This is a genomic window from Paenibacillus sp. FSL P4-0184 (assembly GCF_038004625.1).
In the GTDB taxonomy this organism is placed as follows: domain Bacteria; phylum Bacillota; class Bacilli; order Paenibacillales; family Paenibacillaceae; genus Paenibacillus_AQ.
The window spans coordinates 3,177,351-3,199,409 of record NZ_JBBORN010000001.1 but is presented as its reverse complement, the minus strand read 5'-3'; the positions used below and the strand labels follow the sequence as shown (position 1 = coordinate 3,199,409).

26 protein-coding genes and 1 riboswitch are annotated in these 22,059 nt (G+C 43.3%); of the genes, 7 read left to right on the top strand and 19 right to left on the bottom strand.

What is annotated here, in order from left to right:
- Positions 1 to 324: 324 nt before the first annotated feature.
- On the top strand, positions 325 to 480 hold the full coding sequence (locus tag MKY52_RS14010; RefSeq protein ID WP_143759540.1) for a YqzM family protein: 156 nt from the start codon (positions 325 to 327) through the stop codon (positions 478 to 480).
- A gap of 155 nt (positions 481 to 635) precedes the next feature.
- Here the strand turns inward: MKY52_RS14010 and dnaI are convergent, their stop codons facing one another.
- The 3 genes from dnaI to MKY52_RS13995 form a co-directional block, all read right to left on the bottom strand.
- A complete protein-coding gene (gene dnaI / locus MKY52_RS14005; protein WP_042191560.1) occupies positions 636 to 1,592 on the bottom strand; it encodes a primosomal protein DnaI in 957 nt (318 codons plus the stop codon).
- Positions 1,593 to 1,610: 18 nt separating this feature from the next.
- Complete coding sequence (locus MKY52_RS14000) at positions 1,611 to 3,149, bottom strand: DnaD domain protein (RefSeq protein ID WP_341051829.1); 1,539 nt, start codon at positions 3,147 to 3,149, stop codon at positions 1,611 to 1,613.
- Positions 3,150 to 3,441: 292 nt separating this feature from the next.
- Complete coding sequence (locus MKY52_RS13995) at positions 3,442 to 3,738, bottom strand: YuiB family protein (RefSeq protein WP_042130887.1); 297 nt, start codon at positions 3,736 to 3,738, stop codon at positions 3,442 to 3,444.
- Between the two features lie 349 nt (positions 3,739 to 4,087).
- On the opposite strand from MKY52_RS13995, the gene hemQ reads away from it, so the two are divergent.
- Complete coding sequence (gene hemQ / locus MKY52_RS13990) at positions 4,088 to 4,840, top strand: hydrogen peroxide-dependent heme synthase (protein ID WP_042191564.1); 753 nt, start codon at positions 4,088 to 4,090, stop codon at positions 4,838 to 4,840.
- Positions 4,841 to 4,899: 59 nt separating this feature from the next.
- Here hemQ and MKY52_RS13985 read toward each other — a convergent pair whose 3' ends face one another.
- The gene (locus MKY52_RS13985; protein ID WP_341051822.1) at positions 4,900 to 5,178 is read right to left on the bottom strand and encodes a hypothetical protein; all 279 of its coding nucleotides are present in this window, start codon (positions 5,176 to 5,178) and stop codon (positions 4,900 to 4,902) included.
- A gap of 1 nt (position 5,179) precedes the next feature.
- On the bottom strand, positions 5,180 to 6,373 hold the full coding sequence (locus MKY52_RS13980) for an NAD(P)/FAD-dependent oxidoreductase (RefSeq protein WP_042130890.1): 1,194 nt from the start codon (positions 6,371 to 6,373) through the stop codon (positions 5,180 to 5,182).
- 331 nt (positions 6,374 to 6,704) lie between these two features.
- Here MKY52_RS13980 and MKY52_RS13975 point away from each other — a divergent pair, with 331 nt between their 5' ends.
- Positions 6,705 to 7,679, top strand: a complete 975-nt coding sequence (locus MKY52_RS13975) for an NAD(P)/FAD-dependent oxidoreductase (RefSeq protein ID WP_094877850.1) — start codon at positions 6,705 to 6,707, stop codon at positions 7,677 to 7,679.
- Between the two features lie 131 nt (positions 7,680 to 7,810).
- Here MKY52_RS13975 and MKY52_RS13970 read toward each other — a convergent pair whose 3' ends face one another.
- Both MKY52_RS13970 and MKY52_RS13965 read right to left on the bottom strand, forming a co-directional pair.
- Positions 7,811 to 7,954: a sporulation histidine kinase inhibitor Sda gene (locus MKY52_RS13970; RefSeq protein ID WP_036685584.1), complete on the bottom strand. Its 144-nt coding sequence runs from the start codon at positions 7,952 to 7,954 to the stop codon at positions 7,811 to 7,813.
- A gap of 314 nt (positions 7,955 to 8,268) precedes the next feature.
- Complete coding sequence (locus MKY52_RS13965) at positions 8,269 to 8,931, bottom strand: YheC/YheD family protein (RefSeq protein ID WP_042191569.1); 663 nt, start codon at positions 8,929 to 8,931, stop codon at positions 8,269 to 8,271.
- 330 nt (positions 8,932 to 9,261) lie between these two features.
- Here MKY52_RS13965 and MKY52_RS13960 point away from each other — a divergent pair, with 330 nt between their 5' ends.
- Positions 9,262 to 9,471, top strand: coding sequence for a hypothetical protein (locus MKY52_RS13960; protein WP_042191571.1), 210 nt, complete (start codon positions 9,262 to 9,264; stop codon positions 9,469 to 9,471).
- A 67-nt stretch (positions 9,472 to 9,538) separates the two neighbouring features.
- Here the strand turns inward: MKY52_RS13960 and MKY52_RS13955 are convergent, their stop codons facing one another.
- A complete protein-coding gene (locus MKY52_RS13955) occupies positions 9,539 to 9,991 on the bottom strand; it encodes a GNAT family N-acetyltransferase (protein WP_076285244.1) in 453 nt (150 codons plus the stop codon).
- Positions 9,992 to 10,092: 101 nt separating this feature from the next.
- Positions 10,093 to 10,452 carry a HesB/IscA family protein gene (locus MKY52_RS13950; RefSeq protein WP_042191575.1) on the bottom strand — a complete coding sequence of 120 codons (360 nt, stop codon included), beginning with the start codon at positions 10,450 to 10,452 and terminating at the stop codon, positions 10,093 to 10,095.
- A gap of 371 nt (positions 10,453 to 10,823) precedes the next feature.
- Here MKY52_RS13950 and mqnE point away from each other — a divergent pair, with 371 nt between their 5' ends.
- Positions 10,824 to 11,930 carry an aminofutalosine synthase MqnE gene (gene mqnE / locus MKY52_RS13945; RefSeq protein WP_076285245.1) on the top strand — a complete coding sequence of 369 codons (1,107 nt, stop codon included), beginning with the start codon at positions 10,824 to 10,826 and terminating at the stop codon, positions 11,928 to 11,930.
- A gap of 49 nt (positions 11,931 to 11,979) precedes the next feature.
- Positions 11,980 to 13,041 (top strand): NAD(P)/FAD-dependent oxidoreductase, encoded by a 1,062-nt coding sequence (locus MKY52_RS13940; protein ID WP_042191580.1) that lies wholly within the window; start codon positions 11,980 to 11,982, stop codon positions 13,039 to 13,041.
- A 67-nt stretch (positions 13,042 to 13,108) separates the two neighbouring features.
- On the opposite strand, the gene MKY52_RS13935 is transcribed toward MKY52_RS13940, so the two are convergent.
- A complete protein-coding gene (locus tag MKY52_RS13935) occupies positions 13,109 to 13,363 on the bottom strand; it encodes a YuzB family protein (protein WP_042191582.1) in 255 nt (84 codons plus the stop codon).
- A gap of 81 nt (positions 13,364 to 13,444) precedes the next feature.
- On the opposite strand from MKY52_RS13935, the gene MKY52_RS13930 reads away from it, so the two are divergent.
- Positions 13,445 to 13,693 (top strand): NifU family protein, encoded by a 249-nt coding sequence (locus MKY52_RS13930; protein WP_042130899.1) that lies wholly within the window; start codon positions 13,445 to 13,447, stop codon positions 13,691 to 13,693.
- 155 nt (positions 13,694 to 13,848) lie between these two features.
- Here MKY52_RS13930 and MKY52_RS13925 read toward each other — a convergent pair whose 3' ends face one another.
- The 9 genes from MKY52_RS13925 to MKY52_RS13885 form a co-directional block, all read right to left on the bottom strand.
- Positions 13,849 to 14,706 (bottom strand): MetQ/NlpA family ABC transporter substrate-binding protein, encoded by an 858-nt coding sequence (locus tag MKY52_RS13925; protein WP_341051819.1) that lies wholly within the window; start codon positions 14,704 to 14,706, stop codon positions 13,849 to 13,851.
- 58 nt (positions 14,707 to 14,764) lie between these two features.
- Entirely contained in the window at positions 14,765 to 15,424 is a 660-nt protein-coding gene (locus MKY52_RS13920; RefSeq protein WP_339243424.1) for a methionine ABC transporter permease, read from the bottom strand.
- Positions 15,424 to 16,440: a methionine ABC transporter ATP-binding protein gene (locus MKY52_RS13915; protein WP_341051816.1), complete on the bottom strand. Its 1,017-nt coding sequence runs from the start codon at positions 16,438 to 16,440 to the stop codon at positions 15,424 to 15,426. Before MKY52_RS13915 ends, MKY52_RS13920 begins: the two co-directional genes overlap by 1 nt.
- A gap of 100 nt (positions 16,441 to 16,540) precedes the next feature.
- Positions 16,541 to 16,680: riboswitch (SAM riboswitch) on the bottom strand.
- Between the two features lie 99 nt (positions 16,681 to 16,779).
- Positions 16,780 to 17,514, bottom strand: coding sequence for a Cthe_2314 family HEPN domain-containing protein (locus MKY52_RS13910; RefSeq protein ID WP_042191592.1), 735 nt, complete (start codon positions 17,512 to 17,514; stop codon positions 16,780 to 16,782).
- A gap of 120 nt (positions 17,515 to 17,634) precedes the next feature.
- On the bottom strand, positions 17,635 to 18,600 hold the full coding sequence (locus MKY52_RS13905; protein ID WP_341051811.1) for a COX15/CtaA family protein: 966 nt from the start codon (positions 18,598 to 18,600) through the stop codon (positions 17,635 to 17,637).
- Between the two features lie 89 nt (positions 18,601 to 18,689).
- Positions 18,690 to 19,034, bottom strand: a complete 345-nt coding sequence (locus MKY52_RS13900; RefSeq protein ID WP_341051809.1) for a thioredoxin family protein — start codon at positions 19,032 to 19,034, stop codon at positions 18,690 to 18,692.
- Between the two features lie 78 nt (positions 19,035 to 19,112).
- Positions 19,113 to 20,741 (bottom strand): putative polysaccharide biosynthesis protein, encoded by a 1,629-nt coding sequence (locus MKY52_RS13895; RefSeq protein ID WP_341051806.1) that lies wholly within the window; start codon positions 20,739 to 20,741, stop codon positions 19,113 to 19,115.
- Between the two features lie 27 nt (positions 20,742 to 20,768).
- Positions 20,769 to 21,254: a DUF456 domain-containing protein gene (locus MKY52_RS13890; protein ID WP_042191598.1), complete on the bottom strand. Its 486-nt coding sequence runs from the start codon at positions 21,252 to 21,254 to the stop codon at positions 20,769 to 20,771.
- A 36-nt stretch (positions 21,255 to 21,290) separates the two neighbouring features.
- Entirely contained in the window at positions 21,291 to 22,046 is a 756-nt protein-coding gene (locus MKY52_RS13885; protein ID WP_341051805.1) for a Cof-type HAD-IIB family hydrolase, read from the bottom strand.
- Between the last annotated feature and the right edge of the window lie 13 nt (positions 22,047 to 22,059).

The following is a 22,059-nucleotide window of genomic DNA, read 5'->3' as shown; positions in this document are numbered from 1 at the left end:
ACTCCACTCTAAACCAAAGCTTAGTTTATGGAAGCTGCTCCGAAAATATAAGTTAATAAATTGTTTCATGTAATATGATAACCAAATTACCACTTACCGACACAATTCCAGTATAACATATCTTTAAGGGATATGTTATATATCACATACAATTATATTGCTCTCAAACTAATTTTATTTACGTTACTCTTTTCTTTACAATCTCCCCAGCCTTTCGGTATACTCTAAGAAAGCGCATTAAATGTCAATGACTTATTTCATAATGGTCAACTCAATTTGCATTCTTAACAATACAGGCATTGTCCCTGTAAGGAGGCAGAAGCTATGGATGTCAACGCGCAAGCACGGGACCCACGAGAACATATCAACGAAGAACCCCGCAATGATCTAGGCGATTTAATGAATGGATTTTTCGGAATGACTGCATTTATGACCGTTGTCTTTTTCGGCATGGTTATCATTAAGTTCATTTCGGAGTAAGGGAATCATCGCAATATAAACAGAGGCCGTCTCAAAAGTAGTGAATGCTACTTAGGGGGCGGCTTCTGTTTTTTGAGAGTAAATAAGAAAAAACAGAGAGCAACGATCCTCCAATAAAAGGAGAATCGCTGCTCTTTTGAATGTTACGGTTATGTTTATCTAATCGTCCCCCGTTGATTCTCCCCATGCAGTGGAATTACATCCACAAAAGGAGCAATACGATCCATCAAACGTTGGCCTTTATAAATCTCCTCGCCATCCTTGCTTGTAAAGCTAAGATGTTTCTCCAATCCATCGAGCGGATAATTCGAGGTATAGAAGGTTGGCTTACGGTTCATCCGATAATTCAGAATCGCACCAAGCACATGATCACGCGCCCATGGATTCAAGTTCTCCGCACCAATATCATCAAAAATAAGTAAATCGCAGTTTTTCAACGTATCTACGGTTTCCTTCATCTTCTGGCCGTCCATCATGATCGACTTCAAATCCTCGATAAAATCTGGCATATATACGATAACTCCAGTATAGCCGGCAACAGCAAGCTCATGAAGCAAATAACACATCAGAAATGTTTTGCCTGTTCCGAAAGTCCCATGTAAATAAATCCCGCGCGAGGTCAAACCCTCTTCTTTAACGCTCGTGATATAATCAAATATTTTATTAACAGCAGAGACCCGGCGTGGATCCTTACCCATAATATCTATTTCATCATAACCGCCATTGAGCACACGCTCGTCCACATAAAAGCTACGGATACGTTTGCGGATGCTATCCTGATTATCCTGTGCCACTTTAAGCCGGCATGCCGTCTTGCGTTCATATAAGTCCGCCGAACCATTCACGCTCTCTACCGTAAGTTTGCTAAAGTGACCAGGGAAATCATTCGGACATTTCTCTAGACCCGGACAGTTCGCACAGTGGCGGCTTTCCTCTACATATTGATACAGGCGGCTCATATGAAGCCGCAGTCGCGAATCATCTAACTCAGGATGTTCAGACTGTAATGCCTTCACAAGTGGATGATTGAATAACTCCTGTTCAAGATCGCGTTGACGCTGCCGTAGAGTTGGATTGTTAATCGAACGAAGCACATCGCCCATAGACTCCATAGTTCCACCTCTCTTTCATTACGGCGCTTGGGAAACGCCTTTTTTCTTGTTGGCTTTAATTTCTGCCGCTTTCTTCATCATCGCCGCGAATTCCTCTTCCGATACCGTTCCGGCACTTCCATCGTCCAGCACAATCGGAATTTCCGGTTTAGCGGATCGACCTGTATTTTTAGCATATGAACGTGATCGAGATCCTGCCGCCGTGTTAGTTGTAGCTCCCTTGCCTTTCACTTTGGACTGATCCCTGATATATTTTACAGCCTTTTCGTAGGTGTTCACCTGTTTAACCAGCATATTAGAAGCGATAGCCTCCACAAAATTGCGGTTCATTCGCTGTTCTCCACCTGAGGCTACCATAGTCATTAAGTAATGAATAAGTACATTGATTACTTCACCGCTTAGCTTATAGTTCAAATCTATTTTCTCGAACATATCCATCAAATGACTGGGTACTGCACCTGGGAAAAAAGTTTGAAGCAGCCGCGTATAAGGTTCGTTCCGCAGCATCATATTATATTGGTGGATGTCACATTTGGACAAAAATTGTGGTGGTACTTCTACATAATACTCCATCTCTACAGATTGCTCCGGTGGTGCTATAGAATCATCATTCTCTTCAGAGGCACTGGAACGGATGGAAACAACCTTAGCAGCAGCAACTTCACGCTTTTCTTGTCGTTTCATATCCTGCCTGAAATGCTGGCTCGCTTTATACTGCAGTGCATCCAGAAAAACCTCGCCATCCGGTGAGAACACGCCATCTTCATCCAGCAGACGACATAAATCCTGCGGACTGAGTTCGTACTTATGAGCTACATAGTTAATAACACCCATTTGAGTATGGTCAAAACGCAGTTTTTCTACATGAGCCCGGTTCACGGACTCCCTTGGAAAACGCAAAATAATATCACTATATCCAATCGCTTGTTCTCCAGATTCACGCATACCAGGCTGACGCACAGTGGCTACTTCTGCAAGTGCCTGCTCCAGCTCATAATCAATGACATGTGTATTAAGTTGAAAAATATCATAAAAAGGCACGGAGATATTCTCTTTGCCTATGGATCTGCGACTCCATTCTTCTGGCTCTCGATTCCAGAATTGTTCCCGTAAGGACAGCACAGCAAATTTGCCGATTTTATCGCGTAACAGCAACGTCAAATGCTGAGTGGCAAAAAAGTCAGCTGGCGATAGCGGCGGCATAAGCTCATATTCATATAAGTAATCATCGGTTTCCGGCACATAGATTCGACAGGTCTGTAGCAGACCTACCGCTTCTAAACGGGAAGCCTGATCTATTAAATATTTGCGGCCTTTCTCATTTGGTTCAACGCCTAGCGTCATAAATAATCTGCGCTGTTGCTCCACTCCAGAATAGCCAATGCTATCTGCTGGTACATGTTCAACCAGCAAGCGATAGAAACTGATTGCAAAAGCTCCTACCATAGGCTGATACACAGAGCTAAGCATACGTCCATCTATAACACTAAGACCAAATTCGCGGGAAACGCAGTACCGATGATGTTCGGTGAAATGATGTAAGTTACTCATGCGCATCTACGGATACCCCCTTGTTTTCACGAATTCATACAGGATTCTATTCTATCATAAAAAACGTCGCCGGAAATGTAAATAAACTACCAATTCCGACTCTTTTCGCTATATAATCAGCTTTTTCATACGATTATCTACCTCTATTAAACAAGAAGAAACGGCTTCACTGTCCTCTGGATGAGGAAGGTTCCGTTTCTCGCTGAATTTCAAAATTGATTCTTAGCGTAGAACTAAAAGCTTATATGTTCAAAAAAACGACTCTCACATCAGAGCCGCAGGTCTTCCGATTAAATCTTTAAAACATCTTGTAACCGCCAAAGCGCAGTTTTTGAATGGTCCATCCACTCAATATAGCACCTGCAAGACCAGCGACACCAGTTAAGTAATCAACAAAGTGGAAACTGGAGAGATGCTCCCAGAGCGACATCGCGCTTCTATCCCAAATGGAATAGACTACGACGGGTAGAATAATAAGTACGAATAGATAAGCGGGAAACCAGGTTGTCTTCATTAACATGTTAAGAATAAATCCAATACCAAACATCATCACAAAGAATAAAACGGTTAGGATAAACACTGGAATAAACCCCATCTTACCGTCACTACCCCTTTCTATAAAGAAGCGCACATCTTATACGAGCTAGTAGTAAGTTTACTAGAAAAAATGTCACGAAGCAATGAACTTTATTCAAAATTAGGTCTAATACTCTTACAACGGAATGTCATCATTTGCTCTAAGCAACTTGATTGCGATACAATGCATATAGATTAATAAATCATACATAGTCTATGATGCAGGAGCTTCGTAGCTAGTTTTACGCGACGTTATTTCAAGCGGAGCCTATGCTTCGTAAAACAAAGCGTATGCTTCCGATGCAAGTTTTACGCGATGTTATTTCAAGCGGAGCCTATGCTTCGTAAAACTTTTAAGGAGTGAGATCATGAACGAAGCCGCTATGACACTGGAAGGCTGGTATGCATTGCATGACTTCCGCTCACTGAACTGGACCGCATGGACGGCAGCAGATGATGAAGAACGTGCCGTTGCTCTGGAAGAATTACATGCTTTTATGCAAGAATGGAGTCCTGTCGAAGAAGCCAAACAAGGCAGCTCCGCGGTATATTCCATCGTTGGCCAGAAGGCCGATTTCGTAATGATGTTCTTGCGCGAAAGCTTGGAAGATCTGAACCAGCTTGAGACGGCCTTTAACAAAATCGCTTTTGCTCAATATACAACTAAAGCCTATTCCTACGTAAGTATTGTTGAATTAAGCAATTACCTTGCGGGGGGCAGCGATGGTAGTGATCCTATGCAGAATCCGCATGTTATCGCACGTCTAAAACCTGTTTTGCCGCAAGCGAAGCATATTTGCTTCTATCCAATGAACAAGAAACGCGAGCTCGCCGATAACTGGTATATGCTTGATATGGATAAACGTCGGGAGCTGATGGCTTCTCACGGATTAATCGGACGTGGTTATGCTGGTAAGGTGAAACAAATTATCACCGGCTCCGTTGGTTTTGATGATTGGGAATGGGGCGTAACCCTGTTCGCTGAAGATCCGCTACAATTCAAAAAGCTGGTTTACGAAATGCGCTTTGACGAAGTCAGTGCTCGCTACGGCGAATTCGGACCTTTCTATGTCGGCAACCTGCTGACTGAGGATTCTTTTGAAGAAATGCTTAAATTGTAATTGTAATAATAAAAAGGGTGAGTCTCCAGATCTTTATGGAGACTCACCCTTTTTAAATGCTATAACGAAGTTCCTGCTTTCTCATCCTCTTCGCTGTCATCTTCATCATCACGCAGACTTTCCAAATATTCAGCCGTAGCCCTGTCACGCGCTCGCCCTTTTTCCTTTAAGCGTTCAATGCCAGGGAGAATGAGCAGATCAATTTCCTTTTGAACAACATACGCTAGATCGTACTGATTCTGATCCTCCAGATAAGATCCAACCTCAATCAGTCCGTTGTATCGGTCCAATTCTTCTCGGGTCAGCAATCCACGCACCTGCACGCTGCAGTGACGCATCTTATAAGAATCTTCCTTTTTTCAGAACCAGCGGAATCCCACCGATAATGAACAAATAGCGCATATCCACAACTTTTTTCAATTGAGCTGCAGTCCAGCCCTTGTAAGTTTTGCTGCCAACTACAGCAATCCCTTGACCTTTACCTAGAGAAGCTACTGTTCCTTTATTGCTGAATGCGAATTTCTTGGGTTGTTGATTACGGATCGCAGCCACCAAATTATGTGCACAGCACTCTCCCTGTTGCATAGCAATTTGTGCCGTTGGCGGATAAGGACGTCCTTCTGGGTTGATCATCAAGGAGCCGTCTCCAATAATGAAGATATTGTCTTGGCCTGGTGCACGTAAATATTCATCTACTTTCACACGTCCACGCATAGCTTCAAATCCTGCAGCTTCAATCAGACGATTCCCTCGAATTCCGCCTGTCCAGACAATTGTAGAAGCCTTAATCTCTTCGCCTGATGCCAGAATTACACCGTTTGGTAAACATTCTTTGATCGCAACGCCCATCTTGAATGTAACACCCTTCTTAGTGAGCAAGTTCATCGCATACTCAACAAGTTCTGGAGCAAATCCAGGCAGAGCTGTTGGAGCAGCTTCTATGTTATATATATTTACCATGCTTGGATCAACGTCAAATTCTTTGCACAACCCAGGGATGCGGTCAGCTAATTCGGCCACAAATTCAATTCCGCTAAAGCCGGCACCACCGACTACGAAATTAATATGCTCCTGAGCATTGTTCTCGTTCTTATATTTGGCAAATTGATACTCAATATGTTCACGAATCAAACGAACGGAGTTGATGCTCCGGATCGTCAGTGCGTATTTATCAAGTCCTGGAATACCGAATGTTTCAGGCTCTCCGCCCAAAGCAATGACGAGATAGTCATACGAAAGAGTACCATCCTCCAAAATAATCTTTTTCTGCTGGGTACGAATTTCCTGAACAGATGACTTAACGAGATCGATCTTGAATTCATCGATTAGTTTAGAAATAGACACCCGAGTGTGTTCAATACTGTCTGTACCCGCGGCAGGCATATGTAGATGGGTAGTAAAATAGTGGTACTCGTGACGGTTTACGAGCGTGACATCCGCTTCATTATAGTTCAAAGCCTTCTGTAAGCGCTGTGCGGTCAAAATACCCCCATAGCCCGCGCCTAAGATTACGATTTTGGGAATACTACTCATGTTCCGGCTCCTTCCAAGAGGTAAATCTGTCTTTGTATTTTTTATTGAAACAATGTACGGTCCTTTTTGTGAATTTATACACTTATATTTAGAAGAAATTCCAATCAAACTTAAAGGATTTCTAAATTGACCATATCCATTGTAAACCTTAGTGTACTATTAATCAAACATTAAAATACTAAAAAACGTCACATTCTTATTGTGTTCTAAAGTCTTTCTTTGCAGGTATGTGTCACAATGTTTATAATAAGAAAGAATACAAGTATGGCAAAATGAATATATCAACTCGGAGGTGTAATATCCCGTGACACAAGAGCAATCCGGCGTTCCTATGAGCGACCTTTTAATCATAGGTGGCGGTCCAGCTGGCATGTTTGCCGCATTTTACGGTGGCATGCGTCAGGCATCAGTAACACTTATTGAAAGTATGCCCCAATTGGGAGGACAACTTGCTGCACTTTATCCTGAAAAATACATTTATGATGTAGCAGGTTTTCCAAAAGTAACTGCACAAGAATTGGTTGACAACCTGACACGGCAAATGGATATGTTCCAATCGAATATCCGGCTGGAGGAGAAAGTAATTTCTGTTCAGAAACGGGACGAACGCCATTTTGTAGTTACAACCGATGTAGCAGAATATCACAGTAAAGCTATTATCATTACAGCTGGCGTAGGCGCTTTTGAACCTCGTCGTTTAGAACTGCCAGACGCAGGACGGTTTGAAAAAGCCAACCTTCATTATTTTGTAAATGATTTAAATGCCTTTAAAGATAAAAAAGTTCTGATTAGCGGTGGTGGAGATTCCGCAGTAGACTGGGCACTAATGCTGGAACCGATCGCGGAGCAAGTAACCCTGATTCACCGCCGGGATAAATTCCGTGCGCATGAGCACAGCGTAGAGAATCTGATGGCTTCCAAAGTTAACGTAATTACACCTACTGAAATTACAGAACTGCATGGTGACGAGTTTATTACTAAGGTTACCTTATCTCATATCAAGACCAAGGAAACACAAGAAATCGAAGTCGACAGTGTAATCGTCAATTTCGGATTTGTTTCCTCTCTGGGACCCATTGCAGAGTGGGGTATCGATATTGAAGGGAACTCCATTGTCGTTGACTCACGTATGGAAACGAGTATTCCGGGAATCTTTGCAGCCGGCGATATCACCACATATCCAGGTAAGCTGAAGCTAATTGCTGTAGGATTCGGCGAAGCCCCAACGGCTGTGAATAATGCAAAAGTCTACATCGATCCGGAAGCCAAGCTTTCACCAGGACACAGTAGTAATATGAAACTCTAATTCTATCTACCACAATAAAAAAGGGTATTCTGACAGGCCTATCAATACTAGCCTATCAGGATACCCTTTTATGTTTGTGACTCGCGGTTTATTTATATGTAGCCAGCTACAAAGGTATACTTTGCGCTCTTTTAATGAAGAACCGCATGAACTGGAGAGTGTAAGTTTCGTTTGCGAATCTCAACGAGTAGAAGAGCGATGAAATCATGCTCTAGTTGCAGTTCTATCGCTCTATGGTAAGAGTCTAGAAGCATCTCATCGGACAATTCAACCATAACGTTCATCTACCTTTCCTGTATTTGGATCTGAATCTATCATATCAAACTATCATTTTTCGAACAAGCGTTCGTGTTATCCACAAGTACATGTGGAAATCCTGTGTATAATATGTGCGTAAGCGTTACAAAGGTGATAACTGCACAGTGGAATATGGGGATAATAGTTATACACAGGACTGAACCACTTGTATACAGCTAAAAATATATTTTTATTGTAAATAAATCACAATATAATTTACCCCAAAAGAACGCAACTAAACGCAATTTTATCTTACTACTCTATTATCGTCAATTCTAAAATTTTTGTTAATTTACTGAGGTCTTGTATTAACCTCCAGAATCCATATTTTACCTGAATAATCCACGGCGTAATCAAAACCCAGTTCGCCTATTCCAGGGAAATGCCGCTCCATCAGTTCGATACATACGAGCGTTAGCCTGCGCATTTCTGCTTTCTTCGCTGAGGCTTTAATTCGAGGCAAGGATCTGCGAAGTCCTTCTCGACAAGAAAGCATCGTGCCTCCTTTACATAAATTAGTTACGAACAGGCCAGGCCGGGCCAATCTTCCCACCATAGAGCGAAACTCCCAAACACCGCCATTTCTCACTACTTTGACCCGATAATCAATAGGACGCCCACCAATTCTGGCGAGAGAAATCCCCTGTTGAATCAAATATTTACGTCTAACCTTGACGAAATGAAGCGCTCGTCTCATGGATCTAAAGTCCTTGTAAATTCGAGTTCTGTCCATATAAGTAAATCCATAACCTCGACTATCCCGAAACACTTTAATTACACCGTAGCCTCCACCGCCAACTATTGGTTTAATAACAACATTTCCGTATCTCCGGAGCATGGCTAACAGTGAGTCAGCCGAATACACCCTCGTCATTGGTATATAATGAGAAACCCTCGCGTCACTGAGCAATGCTTCTGTCTTCAACCATTTGCTAGCCAATTGTCTTCCCGACATCGTCCTTTCCCTCCTTTCACATTCCAGCCTACCCTATACATTACTCAGAAAAGGCCCCACCCTCTTGTATGATTGTCCGTGTAGGAGGAAGCTCTTAGCAAAAAGGGCTTAGAGCTTGTATCGACAACATTCTCAACCTCGCAGGTTAGATTGCAGATTTTGTAGAACCTCATTTCTGAACATTCGACATCTAAATCGCAATGGATGAGTTCACTATAACTAGAATAATCTTCAAAATCGTTGTATTATTAATAGCGGTTACATTTTCAATTCCTACTATATAATAATGAATTAGAGGCTCGCTAAAAAACAGCGCGGGGAGGGCTCGGAATGGCTCAGTTTTTCGAGGTATTATATTGGGTGGCCATGCTTGGGATGTCCATCGTATTGGCTGGAACGACTATACTGATCTGCGCTATTGGCTTTAAATTCATTAAAGACAGGCGCAGAGCACTGGGTGCTGGCTGTATTGCCTTTTCCCTTGGAGCCGCAGGGCTCATCGTGTTTATGATTAATTACAAGTTTATTATTCCAGCCTAATTGTACGCAGGAACAAACAAAAGCCCTCTCGAGGAATTCCATCGGAGGGCTTTTGCTTTTATGTCACTCATATATCTAGCGTAAGACGGATCATATCCACTACCTTGATCCCATTTTCAACAATCTCTTCACTATAATGTCTGATAAAAAAATCTCTATCGATTCCGGTAATTCTAAATCCACATTTCTGATAAAGAGCCAGTTGTCCTACACTAGAATTCCCAGTACCCACTTCAATCGTCTTCGCACCAAGTAATCTCGCATTCTGAATCGCATGATAGACCAACTGCTTTCCTATCCCTTTACTTTGCTGATTCTCATCAACAGCTATATTTACTAGCTCCACTGTCTCAGGTCTCGTTTGTAGCAAAACATAGACACCTATAATGCAATTCTCCACTTCAGCTACAAAACATTGCCCTCTTTTTAAATACGCTTCAACAAGACTTAGGGAAGGATCGGCTAATAACAACAAATGTAAGGGTGGTTGTTCTTCTGCGTTTAATTTCCTAATTAGCATGCTTAGAGCTCCTTGTGATGACTTTTGTCATTGAGAATAAAAAAAACCTCCAAGCCCGTGTTGTAGAACTCAACATGGGGCTTGAAGGCGTAACGTCGCGATTAGCAAGGCTCTTCGTTCGGTTTTCCTGCATCCGTAGCTGTACGGAAGCTTGAGCCACAGCCACAGGTTGCAGTAGCGTTCGGGTTATTAATGGTGAAGCCACCTGTCATGCCGGATTCTTCAAAATCAATTTCGAGACCATCAAGGTAACGAAGATTTTCTTTCTCCACGACAACCTTCATTTCTTGGATGTCCATATATACGTCCTGATCGGTTTCATTATCATCAAAGCCCATAGCGTAAGAGAATCCACTGCAACCGCCGGGCGTTACTCCAATACGGAGGAACATGTTCGGCACTTCTTGTTCAGCAAGCATCGCCTTTAATTGTTCTGCTGCCTTTTCGCTAATATTAATCATGATCATATCCTCCTATAAATTAACTTAATTCAACAGAAAAACTTATGTTTAAGGGACCTTCCGGTCAAAAATTACTTTTTTAAAAATATATACTTAATAAACTCAGTATAACCGACTATTCCATTACCCTCAAGTCACAACTGCCTTATGCCTGACCTGCCGCACCAAAATAAACCATCCATATCCAGCTGTTGATCCCCTTATAAGAGAGGTTTATAATAAGGAAGGCAAACATAAGTAAAAATTCGGAAATTTGTCACGGAGGCTAAACCTCCGATTTATTTTCATGAATGAACAGCTACCGTCTGGGTAAGTCTGGGAATTATCTGCGGGCAATGGACCCCGTAAAACTTTCAGGAGGAATTTATTATATGTCTACTCTTTTCACCCCCCAAACAGACGCCCGAATGATGAACATTATTGAAAAAGTTCGTGGCGGCGAAAGATTGAATTTAGAAGATGGCGTTTATTTATATCAAAGTAACGACCTACTTACGATTGGCCAATTAGCAAATGAAGTCAATCTTGCAAAGAACAACAACAGGGTATATTTTATCGAAAACATGAGTCTATATTTCACCAATGTTTGCGAATCTCACTGTGCATTCTGCAATTTCCGCAAAGATGATGGAGAAGAGGGTGCTTATACCCTTTCCGGTCAGGAAATGGTGCAATATGTCGAACAGCATATTCATCCAGGTGTGCGCGAATTCCATATCGTAGGCGGTCATAATGACAAGGTTCCTTTCCAGTATTACGTGGATTCTTTAAAAGCCTTGAATGAACGTTTCCCTGAGGTAACCTTAAAAGCATACACTGCAGCCGAAATCGATTTTTTCACCCGAATTAGCGGATTGAGTATTCGTGAGGTACTCGAGCAGCTGCGTGCTGCAGGACTTAAGACGCTTACTGGTGGTGGCGCAGAAATATTATCCGATCAATACCGTAAAAAAATGCGCGTAGATAAAGCTAATGTGGAAGAATATCTAGAAGTTCACCGAACAGCACATCAGCTTGGCATGAAGACACATACAACTATGCTTTACGGCTCGATTGAATCTCATGAAGATCGTATCCGGCACATGATGCAGATCCGGGATCTACAGGATGAAACCAATGGCTTTATGGTATTCATTCCATTATCTATGCAGCCTAAGAACAAGAATGCAGGGATTATGCGCCGCAACTCCGCTTATGAGGATCTGAAGACGATTGCGATCAGCAGATTGATGCTGGATAATTTCGATCACATCAAAGCGTACTTTATTAATATCGGTCCTCAGCTTACTCAAGTTGCACTGAACTTCGGTGCTTCTGACGTCCATGGTACTATTCTTAAAGAACGCATTAGCCATGCGGCTGGTGCCTTAACACCTGAAGGCCTCACTCGCGATGAATTGATCTGGTTAGTAAAAGGTGCTGGACGAATTCCAGTAGAACGCGACACGTTCTACAATGCGATAAAGGTATACGAATAAAAGACTACCTAGATCCGTTATCCTATATTGGAAAGGAAGTTCGGTCAGCATGAGAACACTACTCGTTCTGGGCGGCGGCTATGGCGGCTTGGCCCTAATTCAAGAATTGCTCAATAATCACCTTCCACAGGATATTGAAATTATCTTAATTGACCGAATGCCTTATCAAGGAATCAAAACGGAATATTATGCGCTTGCCGCAGGTACAGTAACTGACTATCACTTGCGGATCCAGTTTCCGGTTCATCCCCGTCTCACAATCCGTTACGGTGAGGTGAGTTCCATTGATTTGGAGAGTAGAATCGTTACAATGGAGCCTGACGAGACTGTGTCTTATGACATACTTGCTATTGCACTAGGTTGTACCGACAATTACCATAACATCCCTGGAGCTGATCAATATACTTGCAGTATCCAGACCTTTGCAGGAACACGCGAAACTTATCAACGTTTAAACGATGTGAAACCTTATGGAACAATAAACATTGTAGGCGGAGGACTAAGTGGAGTGGAATTGGCGGCAGAGCTTCGGGAGAGCCGACCAGATCTTAATATTGCTATTCTGGATCGCGGTGAACGTGTCTTATCTGCCTTCCCTGCGAAGCTGTCACAGTACGTGGAGGAATGGTTTCACCACCATCAAGTACAGACACTCGGACGTGTCTCCGTATCCCATGTAGAGAAAGATGCGCTTTTTAACGGTACAGAGGAAATTCTTTCAGATGTTACGGTATGGACCGCGGGGATCCAACCGGTGAAGGTTGTTCAGGAATTAACAGTCCCAAAGGATCGCGGAGGACGAATCATTCTGGATGAATATTATCGTGTACCTGATTATCCAGAAGTGTATGTAATTGGCGACTGTGCCAGCCTACCATTCGCTCCAAGCGCACAAGCCGCAGGAGCGCAGGGTGAGCAGGTTGCTCAGGTTATTCAAGCCATGTGGCGCGGCGAGACCCCTAAGCTTCATCCTATTCGTCTAAAGGGTACCTTAGGCTCACTAGGCAAGAAAGCTGGATTTGGTCTGATGGGCCAACGCTCCGTCAAAGGACGGGTTCCCCGTATCCTTAAGAGCGGGGTGCTCTGGATGTCAAAACGCACTTTAGGATAAACCTAAGGGCTGCTCTTTTCCGTTATAAATACGAAAAAGAGCAGCCCTTTATTTTCCACAAAAAGCACTAATCAAGGTCCATATTAAACCAAGCCTCTAGCTCTTTGATTTTAGTATCAATTTTCTTTTCTAGCTCGTCAACAGTATCTGCTGCAACGATGTCCCCTTCAACCATGGCAAACGGGGTTAAATAACATTCCCCACAATTGTTCAGGCATCCGTATTCGATCACATCGTAATCTGGATTTTCCTCCAGCTTATGCATTAGCTTGTCTGTTCCGTGACCCATGTTACTGGCACAAAATTCAATAATTGGTCTCATGATGATCTCCCTATTCCGCCTAACCATTTTATTTTTTAACTTTTTGTACTATAATGAACTTACGAAAGGAGTGATTGAGAAATGAGTGAGAATGCACAAAGCACCGAAATGTATGATGAAGTATTGGAAGTGCTGGATAAGCTTCGTCCGTTCCTGCAACGCGATGGCGGCGACGTTGAACTGGTCGATGTAGAAGACGGCATCGTTAAGTTGAAACTTATGGGTGCCTGCGGCAGCTGCCCAAGCTCCACGATCACCTTGAAAGCCGGGATTGAACGCGCCCTTCTTGAAGAAGTAGAAGGCGTACAAGAAGTTATGCAAGTATTCTAATCCCATTCAATATCATTCCCGATCCTCCTCTTCAGGAGATCGGGATTTTCTTATTATAGAGGATTTACACTTCCCCTACAACATACAGCATAAAACCCGCATGCCATTAGGCAGCGGGTTTTATGCTGTATTAGAGATTAAGTCAGCTTTCTGTCTTAAAATGCTGGAATGATCGAGCCTTTGTACTGTTCTTCAATAAAAGCTTTAGCTTCTGGAGAATTCAGTGCAGCGGCAAGCTTTTTGATTGCATCAGATTCTTTATTGTCAGGACGAGCTACAAGGATGTTAGCATAAGGGGAATCCGTACCCTCAATGAACAAAGCATCTTTAGTAGGAACTAGGTTAGCTTCCAAAGCATAGTTAGTGTTAATCAAGGCAAGATCTACCTCATCCAATTGACGACCTAACATTGCTGCATCTAGCTCGATGATTTTAAGGTTTTTCTTATTTTCAGTGATATCTGCTTGGGTAGATGTGATGTTGGTATCATCTTTCAAAGAAATCAGTCCATTTTTGGCAAGCAGGATCAGTGCACGACCACCGTTTGTAGCATCATTCGGGATGGCAACTTTCGCACCATCAGCCAGCTCGTCGATGGATTTGATTTTTTTGGAATAAGCACCAAAAGGTTCAACGTGAACGGCTGTAACAGAAACTAGATCCGAACCGTTCTTTTGATTCTGGTCATCCAGGTAAGGTTGATGTTGGAAGAAGTTAGCATCCAGATTCTTCTCTGAAAGCTGAACATTTGGTTGAACATAGTCAGTGAATTCTTTGATTTCTAATGTAATTCCTTGCGCTTCAAGCAATGGGGCAATAGCTTTTAGGATCTCAGCGTGTGGAACAGGTGAAGCACCAACCACCAATTTTACAGGTTCTGCGGAAGACTCAGTTGCAGCACCATCTTTTGGTGCATTAGTAGCAGCCGATTTAGAAGCATTATTGTTATTGCCGCAAGCAGCCAGCACCACAACCAGTGTCAGACTAAAAAAAGTAAGTAGTAATTTTTTCATTTTAAATCCCCCTCTTATCCTTGGTATTTGTATGAATAAGGCTATATATGGACGTACCTTATTTCCGTGTGAAATGTCGTACTAGTCGATCACCGGCCATTTGTAGCAATTGCACCAGTATGACCATCAAGACTACAGAGATAATCATAACTTCCTTCTCATACCGGTAATATCCGTAACGAATCGCTAGATCCCCTAGCCCGCCGCCGCCTACCATCCCGGACATTGCCGTATAGGAGACCAGTGTAACCAGTGTGATCGTAACCCCAGCGAGCAGACCTGGACGAGCCTCTGGCAAAAGAACACGCATAACGATCTGATTCGTGGATGCTCCCATCCCTTGCGCCGCTTCGATTACTCCACGATCCACTTCTCTTAATGCCGTTTCCACCAAGCGAGCAAAGAATGGAGCTGCACCAATCACGAGTGGTGGAATCGTACCGAGTACTCCGATGGAAGTTCCAACAACGGCTTTGCTAAATGGAATTAATGCTACCATCAAAATGATAAACGGTACCGAACGTAGGATGTTTACAACGAACGATAAGACCGAGTAAATTACTCTGATTACTATACTATTCGATCTTCCCCATAAATACAATAGAATTCCGAGTGGTAAACCAAGAATAATTGTGAACAATCCAGAGAATATTAACATTTGCAAGGTAGCAACTGTAGCATCCATCATTTCTTGCCAGTTTAAGTCTGCGAAATTCATTACGAAATCACCTCCACTTCAAGGCCTTGAGCGGTTAGTTCGGCTATCGTCACAGAGATCGCTTCAGCTGGACCTTCGAACCGAACAATCATTTGTCCATAAGGTACGTCTTTTATCGTTGAGATGGTACCATGCAGAATGGCGAAGCTAACACCTGTCTCACGTACTACATTGGAAAGTGCAGAGCCGTAGGTCTTCTCTCCGAAAAAAGTAATTTTGACGGCCTGAGAGTTGTCCCCAGCAGCAGCGTCAAGCGCCGTACGAAGGGGGCCCTCATTCTGTGATTCACTGCGAATGAAATCGCGAGTGACCTCATGCTGCGGCTTCAGGAATACCTCCGTGACTTTACCTTGCTCAACGATACCACCACCATGAATGACCGCAACACGGTCGCAGATGCTCTGAATCACGTGCATTTCGTGAGTGATCAGCACAATGGTCAGATGGAATCGTTTATTAATATCGAGCAATAGCTTAAGAATAGAGTCTGTCGTTTGTGGGTCAAGCGCAGAGGTTGCTTCGTCACACAGCAGCACATCAGGGTCGCTGGCAAGTGCCCGTGCGATGCCGACCCGCTGCTTTTGTCCTCCTGATAATTGGGAGGGATATTTATCCCTGTGTTCTTCAAGCCCCACTAAGGCAAGCAAATCTTTCACTTTAGTATCAATATCTGCTCTCGAGGTGCCTGTGAGTCGCAGAGGAAAAGCAATGTTATCGTACACCGTCGCAGAAGATAGCAGATTGAAATGTTGAAAAATCATCCCAATTTTGCGTCGCTGTTCCTGCAGCTGACCTTGAGTAAGCTTAGTTAGTTCAATGCCATCTACCCAAACTTCCCCTTCTGTCGGACGCTCCAACAGATTAATGCAACGGATCAATGTGCTTTTTCCCGCTCCAGAATGGCCAATAACTCCGAATATTTCACCTTTCTCGATAGACAAATTCAATCCGGAAAGTGCTGTAGCCGCATGGCTGCCTTTTCCATATACCTTTGTTATTCCTTTTAGATTAATCAACGCTCGTCGCCCCCTTTATAATTCACTTATTCCATACAAAAAAACCTCCGACGATCGATGCAGATCGCAAGAGGCTCTGTGTGTTTATTTAGACAATGCCTTCTCATCTGCCAACGACCACAAACCTTGCGTCATTGTAGGAATTAGCACCATGACATTTGTACATAACGCTAATCGCGCTGTATACAAATCGGTTGCCGGGCTTCATCGGGCCTATCCCTCCGCCACTCTCGATAAGATATAGAGTATGAAATTTTATGTTTGAATTCGTACAGACTTTAATGCAAGCATAAGTATAGTAAGTTTCTTGTTTTTTGTCAAAAGGAAATATCTTGAACGCTAGGATTGTACACGCTTTGCCTTGCTTATTTCCTTACGCAGCTGTTCATTGCTGTAGCTGAATGCCGCGATTAATGTTTTACAGTTCATTTCAAGGGACTGCTTTAAATCCTCAAGATGGCTATCTAAATCCTCAAGCTGAATTTTGTCATGCAGGCCTTGATGTCGCTGCCATAAATCATCCTGCATTTCGGAATTCATATAATGAATTTCAGCATTTCTACGCTTGCGTAGATTCTCCAGTGGATCACGATAAGAGTTCTTGATCTGTTCCAGTTGATCCGCTAGCGCAGGATGCACATTCAATAACTGAAGTTGACGCAGTACTGTAAAATAAGAAAAGTGCGTTTTTAATTTGGAGGTTTTGAGGTCATAAAAATGATTCAGTACCGTTCCAAGCTTGTCCAGAAGAGAGAACACACGAATAAATCCATCTTTATAAAAATAAACATACCGCGCATAATCGCCTTGTTCCACTGGTGACATATCATCCATATAACCAGCGATTACCGATTTCCGGTAAAAAGCAGCTGCGAACCAGCTTTGCTCCAATTCATCCAATGAGGAGATCAGTCCACGTGTCCAAATCTCCAGCTTGCGGTACTCATGGTCATTATCCTCATGAGCATTCATTTCCTTGCGTAGTAAGGCTGCAAATGTGGCCATGTTCTCCATCGCGTCAGCCAATACACCGCTGTTCTTTCGAGGCGGCTCTCCAAGTATAACCCGCAGCATATCCCAGTCCTCCTAAAGTTTTGTCCAGCACCACGATATACCGATTTCCACTTTATTATTCCGCAGGTAAAGCGACTCTATCCACGGTGGGAACTTTCTACCAAGGGTGTTATAACGGTGTCATTGGATTCGTTGTATTTTTTCAACACCTACATTTCTCGCACGATTCAGCTGCCAGACTCTTACACTCATATAACATAAGACACCAAACAAACTAGCGATCAACAAAATATGAGCCAAAGCGGCAAATATGTACAATCTTTCATTATCTAGTGTGTAAACAACAGCAGCTCCACTAAATACCTGCATCAAGCACAGCAGAACAGCCGCTACGCCAAGAGCTCTTAGCTCTGGGTAATCCTTATGTTTCCAAAAAGCTAAATGTCCAAGCACCGCAGTAAGAATGAATAAGATCAAAGCCGCAATCCGGTGCGTAAAAACAATACCTACTCCCCCGGAAAGCTCGGGAACCCATTCACCGTTACAGAGCGGCCAGCCAGAACATCCACCGCGCGAATCCGTATGACTAACAAAGGCTCCAATATAAACAACAACATAGGAATATAAGGCCGTGAAGCAGGTTAAATTGCGGAAAGCCTTACTGACGGGTTTCTTCTGAAGCTCCATCTTAGGATCGTACTCACCTGCTTCATGTCGCCTTTTAGTTCCTAGAGCCAGCATTAGAGAACTTGAAAAAGCAATCAAGGAAAAGCCCATATGCAGTGCCATTACAGCAGCAGATTGGGATTTAATCACTGCAAGCGCTCCCATACCACCTTGAACAATTACAAACAGCAACGTCATGAATGCATATACTAACAAGTCCCTCCGATTTCGAGCATAACGCCAAAAGGCAATCATCGAGGCAAGTGACAATAACCCTGCCAATCCGCTAAACAAGCGATGGGTGTATTCAATCATCGAACCTACAGTATAGGCCGGAATCAATTTCCCATGACAGAGCGGCCATTCATTTCCGCATTCCAATCCCGATCCAGTCTTCGTTACAACCGCTCCCCCTAGTACAGCGAGGAACATGATAAGGCAAGTAAGATAACTAAGCCATTTCAACTGATTTGTCGACAAAAATATCACCCGCAGTTTTTAGTAATGAAGAAGCATCTTAAAAAACCACCGCTTTTGCTCGAACAGGCGAAAGCGGTGGTTTTCCGGAATTACTGTTGAATGCTTTGATGCACTTGAACCGCTTTATCCAGGAAATTCTCAATTTCCTCGCGGGATTTACGCAATTTATTAACGAATCTAACCAGTTCACGTCCATCGGAATACGCGACAAAGCTTGGAATACCCATAATATTTTGTTCCTGACTAACGTCACCCACAGCATCAACGTCAACCTCAACCAGCGTTAGACGATCTGCATAGGCTTGCTCTACCTCAGGAATAAAAGGATCGATAAATTTACAATCTGAGCACCAGTCCGCCTTGAAGATGGCTACAGTTAATCGAGGAGATTGAATGGCTACCTGAAATTCAGCAGGAGAACTAATTTTGTCCATAGCTTGTTCAGTCCTTTCTTCCATATCTGTCAAATTTCTATTCTTTAAGTGAAGCAAAATGTCATGCAGAAGTCAAACTTATTCTCTCATACGAACACGCGCAGGCTGCAATTTCATCAGCGGATGGAGCAATTTTTGCAATGCACGCGGATAACTGGAGATTTCCTGTTTAGTAAGCACACCCAGTACAATTAGCATGACCAGATAAATAACAACAACTGCGGCCCCTACAACAAGACAAGTGATCAGAAACGCCAGACGTGCAGGCATTAGATCTGTTAACAGAATTCCAGCTTGGTTAAGTCCAAAACCAATACCACCGGACACCAGAACCGCAATTGCGAAGCCACCCCACCGTTTACCCATAATTTCGAAAGGTACAATGGATTTCAGCATCCGTAAGTTAAGAATAGTAATAACTACGAAACAAAGTGCTGTTGCGCCGATAATCCCGTAGATCCCAAATATCTTACTTAGTAAGAAGCTTGCGACTAATTTAACAATAATACCCACTAGCACATAATACATTGAAATGCGTGATTTGCCCATACCGAGCAAGATAGAGTTCGTTGTCATCATGGTGATCTGAAAGATCGTTCCAATCGTAAGCATCGCCACAATTCCGCTTCCGTCCAAGCTGCTGAACAATAACCCGTTTACAGAATAGGCTGCTGCCACAAGTGCCAACACAATTGGCATCCCTGTCAGGATAGAAATCCGCAAAGCAAGTGTAATTTGCTTCTTCAAGTGTCCCTCATCACGACGGGCATAAGCAGCTGAAATGATCGGAATCAGCGAGGTACCTAGCGCAATGGCTAGTACTGGTGGAATTCCGGCCACACTTTGAGCACGCGTGGTTAGTATACCCAAAGCTGCTGTTGCACTCTCTCTACCCATCTGATCGATAAGCAGTGGAACAGCCAAAGAAGTATCAATTACATTCACTACGGGAATCGTAAGTGAAGAGAGTACGATCGGAATTGAAAGTGTGAAAATATCCTTATAAATTCCCCAAATCGGCAATTTTTGAGTGGTATCGTAATTTAATCCTTGCTGCTTATCCTCTCGGCGCAGCTTGATTGCAAAATAAATCATGACACCAAATGCTGCAATACTACCAATTACGCTACCGAAGGAGGCTCCCGCAGCTATAGTTGTATTGTTATACCCCTGCTGTAATAGAATATAAGCTAGTAAAATAGCGACTAGTACGCGAGCGAACTGCTCTACAATCTGTGAAATACCACCAGCCATCATATTGTTGCGCCCTTGAAAATAACCGCGCATCATGGCAATCGCCGGAAAAAGTAAAAGCGCAGGTGCAATAGCCCTAACTGCCATCGCTGATTCAGGTACGTCAGCAATATGTGTCGCATAGAACGGAGCGCCGAAATACAGCAATGCAGTCATAACTACCCCTGCTGCTACCGAAAATATCAATGCTGCATGATACACTTGTCTAGCTTCTTCTGGACGATTCAGAGCGTACCGCTCGGAGACCATCTTACTGAGCGTACTTGGAATACCTGCTGTAGCCACGGTGAGCAGCATTAAATAGATATTGTTCGATACCCCAAATGATGCTCTCCCCACATCATCAAAAATATGATCCAGCGGCACCCGCTGGACAAGCCCGAGTACCCTTGCCACCAAAGCTGCAGCAGCAAGGATAAGCGTGCCTTTTACGAAAGACTCTTTCTTGGACAAACCATTTCCCCTTCTTCACTGTTAAAATTAAAACCGGACGACCCATATAAAAAAGAGGACGACCATAATAATTTGTAGCACAATTTTGACAACAGTACTACTAAACAACCCAAGTATTGATCCTACACTTACTTTGGCAGCTTTAGCTGGTGAAGAACCCACGATCAATTCTCCTATAAAGGCACCCAGAAACGGACCGATAATAAGTCCAAAGGCTGGGATTACAAAAGGACCAATGATTAGCCCAATCGTACTCCCGATAATCGATGAACGCGAGCCGCCAAATTTCTTAACGCCCCACGCTCCTACAACGTAATCAGCAATAAATAGAACTACAACGATCAGCGTTTGAATGATCCAGAACCAAGCACCAAAAGGCTCGAATGAAAAGAACCAGCCATATACGAAAAAAGCAAGATAAATCGCAAGTGCACCCGGCAGTATAGGATACACAGCCCCGGCTAGCCCTACGGCAAATAAAGCAATAATAAGAATCCAACCCAGGATCGTCAATACTTAACCTCCTAATAGCAAATATGCTCTATGGATTCACTTCGCAATAGCTTCATTAAAAATATATTTTTGAATGACTTCTGCAATTCCATCATTATTATTAGAAGCCACCACAGCGTCAGCCTCTTCTTTAACCGTGTCCTGAGCGTTGCCCATGGCAACCCCAAGCCCTGACTGCTGAATCGCTGCAAGGTCGTTGAGGCTGTCACCAACCGCTATAACTTGGGATATGTCTAGTCCTAGCAACTTACAGACTTCCATGATTCCGGCTGCTTTATTTACTCCTAGAGGGTTAATCTCCAGGTTATGTGGAGAGGAGTTCGTAATCTCCAATCCACCCATATCTTGAAGACGAAGCAGCAACTTATGACGAAGCTCATCATCTTCAGTATGATAACCGAATTTAAGCCATTCTCTGCCCGTTACATCCCCATCCCAGTTATCCTGTTTGTGGACTTTTTCTGTAGAATAGGCCCAGAACCAGATGTCATCTTCTTTAGCAAGTTCATACATTTGTTGTACCAGCATAGGGTCCATCAAGGATCGCCGATAAATTTCATGTGGTGCTCGCCATATCTCACTACCGTTCACAGTAATCATAGGTGTTTCTAGTCCAAGCTGCTCAGCATATGGAAATGCACTTGTAAAAGCCCGGCCTGTCGACAGACAGACGTGAACGCCTGCGTCGACCGCCTTCTGAAGCCATTTCACCGTTGTAGGTGTAATAATCTGTTCATCATTCAGTAGGGTTCCATCCATATCCAAAGCAAGCAGGCGGTATTTGGCAGTCATTGCCACCCCTCCA

What these genes read in the sequence shown, in the direction of transcription:
- MKY52_RS14010 (WP_143759540.1), top strand. Translation starts at nt 325, where the DNA reads ATGGATGTCAACGCGCAAGCACGGGACCCACGAGAACATATCAACGAA.
- dnaI (WP_042191560.1), bottom strand. Translation starts at nt 1,592, where the DNA reads ATGGAGTCTATGGGCGATGTGCTTCGTTCGATTAACAATCCAACTCTA.
- MKY52_RS14000 (WP_341051829.1), bottom strand. Translation starts at nt 3,149, where the DNA reads ATGCGCATGAGTAACTTACATCATTTCACCGAACATCATCGGTACTGC.
- MKY52_RS13995 (WP_042130887.1), bottom strand. Translation starts at nt 3,738, where the DNA reads ATGGGGTTTATTCCAGTGTTTATCCTAACCGTTTTATTCTTTGTGATG.
- hemQ (WP_042191564.1), top strand. Translation starts at nt 4,088, where the DNA reads ATGAACGAAGCCGCTATGACACTGGAAGGCTGGTATGCATTGCATGAC.
- MKY52_RS13985 (WP_341051822.1), bottom strand. Translation starts at nt 5,178, where the DNA reads ATGCGTCACTGCAGCGTGCAGGTGCGTGGATTGCTGACCCGAGAAGAA.
- MKY52_RS13980 (WP_042130890.1), bottom strand. Translation starts at nt 6,373, where the DNA reads ATGAGTAGTATTCCCAAAATCGTAATCTTAGGCGCGGGCTATGGGGGT.
- MKY52_RS13975 (WP_094877850.1), top strand. Translation starts at nt 6,705, where the DNA reads ATGAGCGACCTTTTAATCATAGGTGGCGGTCCAGCTGGCATGTTTGCC.
- MKY52_RS13970 (WP_036685584.1), bottom strand. Translation starts at nt 7,954, where the DNA reads ATGGTTGAATTGTCCGATGAGATGCTTCTAGACTCTTACCATAGAGCG.
- MKY52_RS13965 (WP_042191569.1), bottom strand. Translation starts at nt 8,931, where the DNA reads ATGTCGGGAAGACAATTGGCTAGCAAATGGTTGAAGACAGAAGCATTG.
- MKY52_RS13960 (WP_042191571.1), top strand. Translation starts at nt 9,262, where the DNA reads ATGGCTCAGTTTTTCGAGGTATTATATTGGGTGGCCATGCTTGGGATG.
- MKY52_RS13955 (WP_076285244.1), bottom strand. Translation starts at nt 9,991, where the DNA reads ATGCTAATTAGGAAATTAAACGCAGAAGAACAACCACCCTTACATTTG.
- MKY52_RS13950 (WP_042191575.1), bottom strand. Translation starts at nt 10,452, where the DNA reads ATGATTAATATTAGCGAAAAGGCAGCAGAACAATTAAAGGCGATGCTT.
- mqnE (WP_076285245.1), top strand. Translation starts at nt 10,824, where the DNA reads ATGTCTACTCTTTTCACCCCCCAAACAGACGCCCGAATGATGAACATT.
- MKY52_RS13940 (WP_042191580.1), top strand. Translation starts at nt 11,980, where the DNA reads ATGAGAACACTACTCGTTCTGGGCGGCGGCTATGGCGGCTTGGCCCTA.
- MKY52_RS13935 (WP_042191582.1), bottom strand. Translation starts at nt 13,363, where the DNA reads ATGAGACCAATTATTGAATTTTGTGCCAGTAACATGGGTCACGGAACA.
- MKY52_RS13930 (WP_042130899.1), top strand. Translation starts at nt 13,445, where the DNA reads ATGAGTGAGAATGCACAAAGCACCGAAATGTATGATGAAGTATTGGAA.
- MKY52_RS13925 (WP_341051819.1), bottom strand. Translation starts at nt 14,706, where the DNA reads ATGAAAAAATTACTACTTACTTTTTTTAGTCTGACACTGGTTGTGGTG.
- MKY52_RS13920 (WP_339243424.1), bottom strand. Translation starts at nt 15,424, where the DNA reads ATGAATTTCGCAGACTTAAACTGGCAAGAAATGATGGATGCTACAGTT.
- MKY52_RS13910 (WP_042191592.1), bottom strand. Translation starts at nt 17,514, where the DNA reads ATGCTGCGGGTTATACTTGGAGAGCCGCCTCGAAAGAACAGCGGTGTA.
- MKY52_RS13900 (WP_341051809.1), bottom strand. Translation starts at nt 19,034, where the DNA reads ATGGACAAAATTAGTTCTCCTGCTGAATTTCAGGTAGCCATTCAATCT.
- MKY52_RS13885 (WP_341051805.1), bottom strand. Translation starts at nt 22,046, where the DNA reads ATGACTGCCAAATACCGCCTGCTTGCTTTGGATATGGATGGAACCCTA.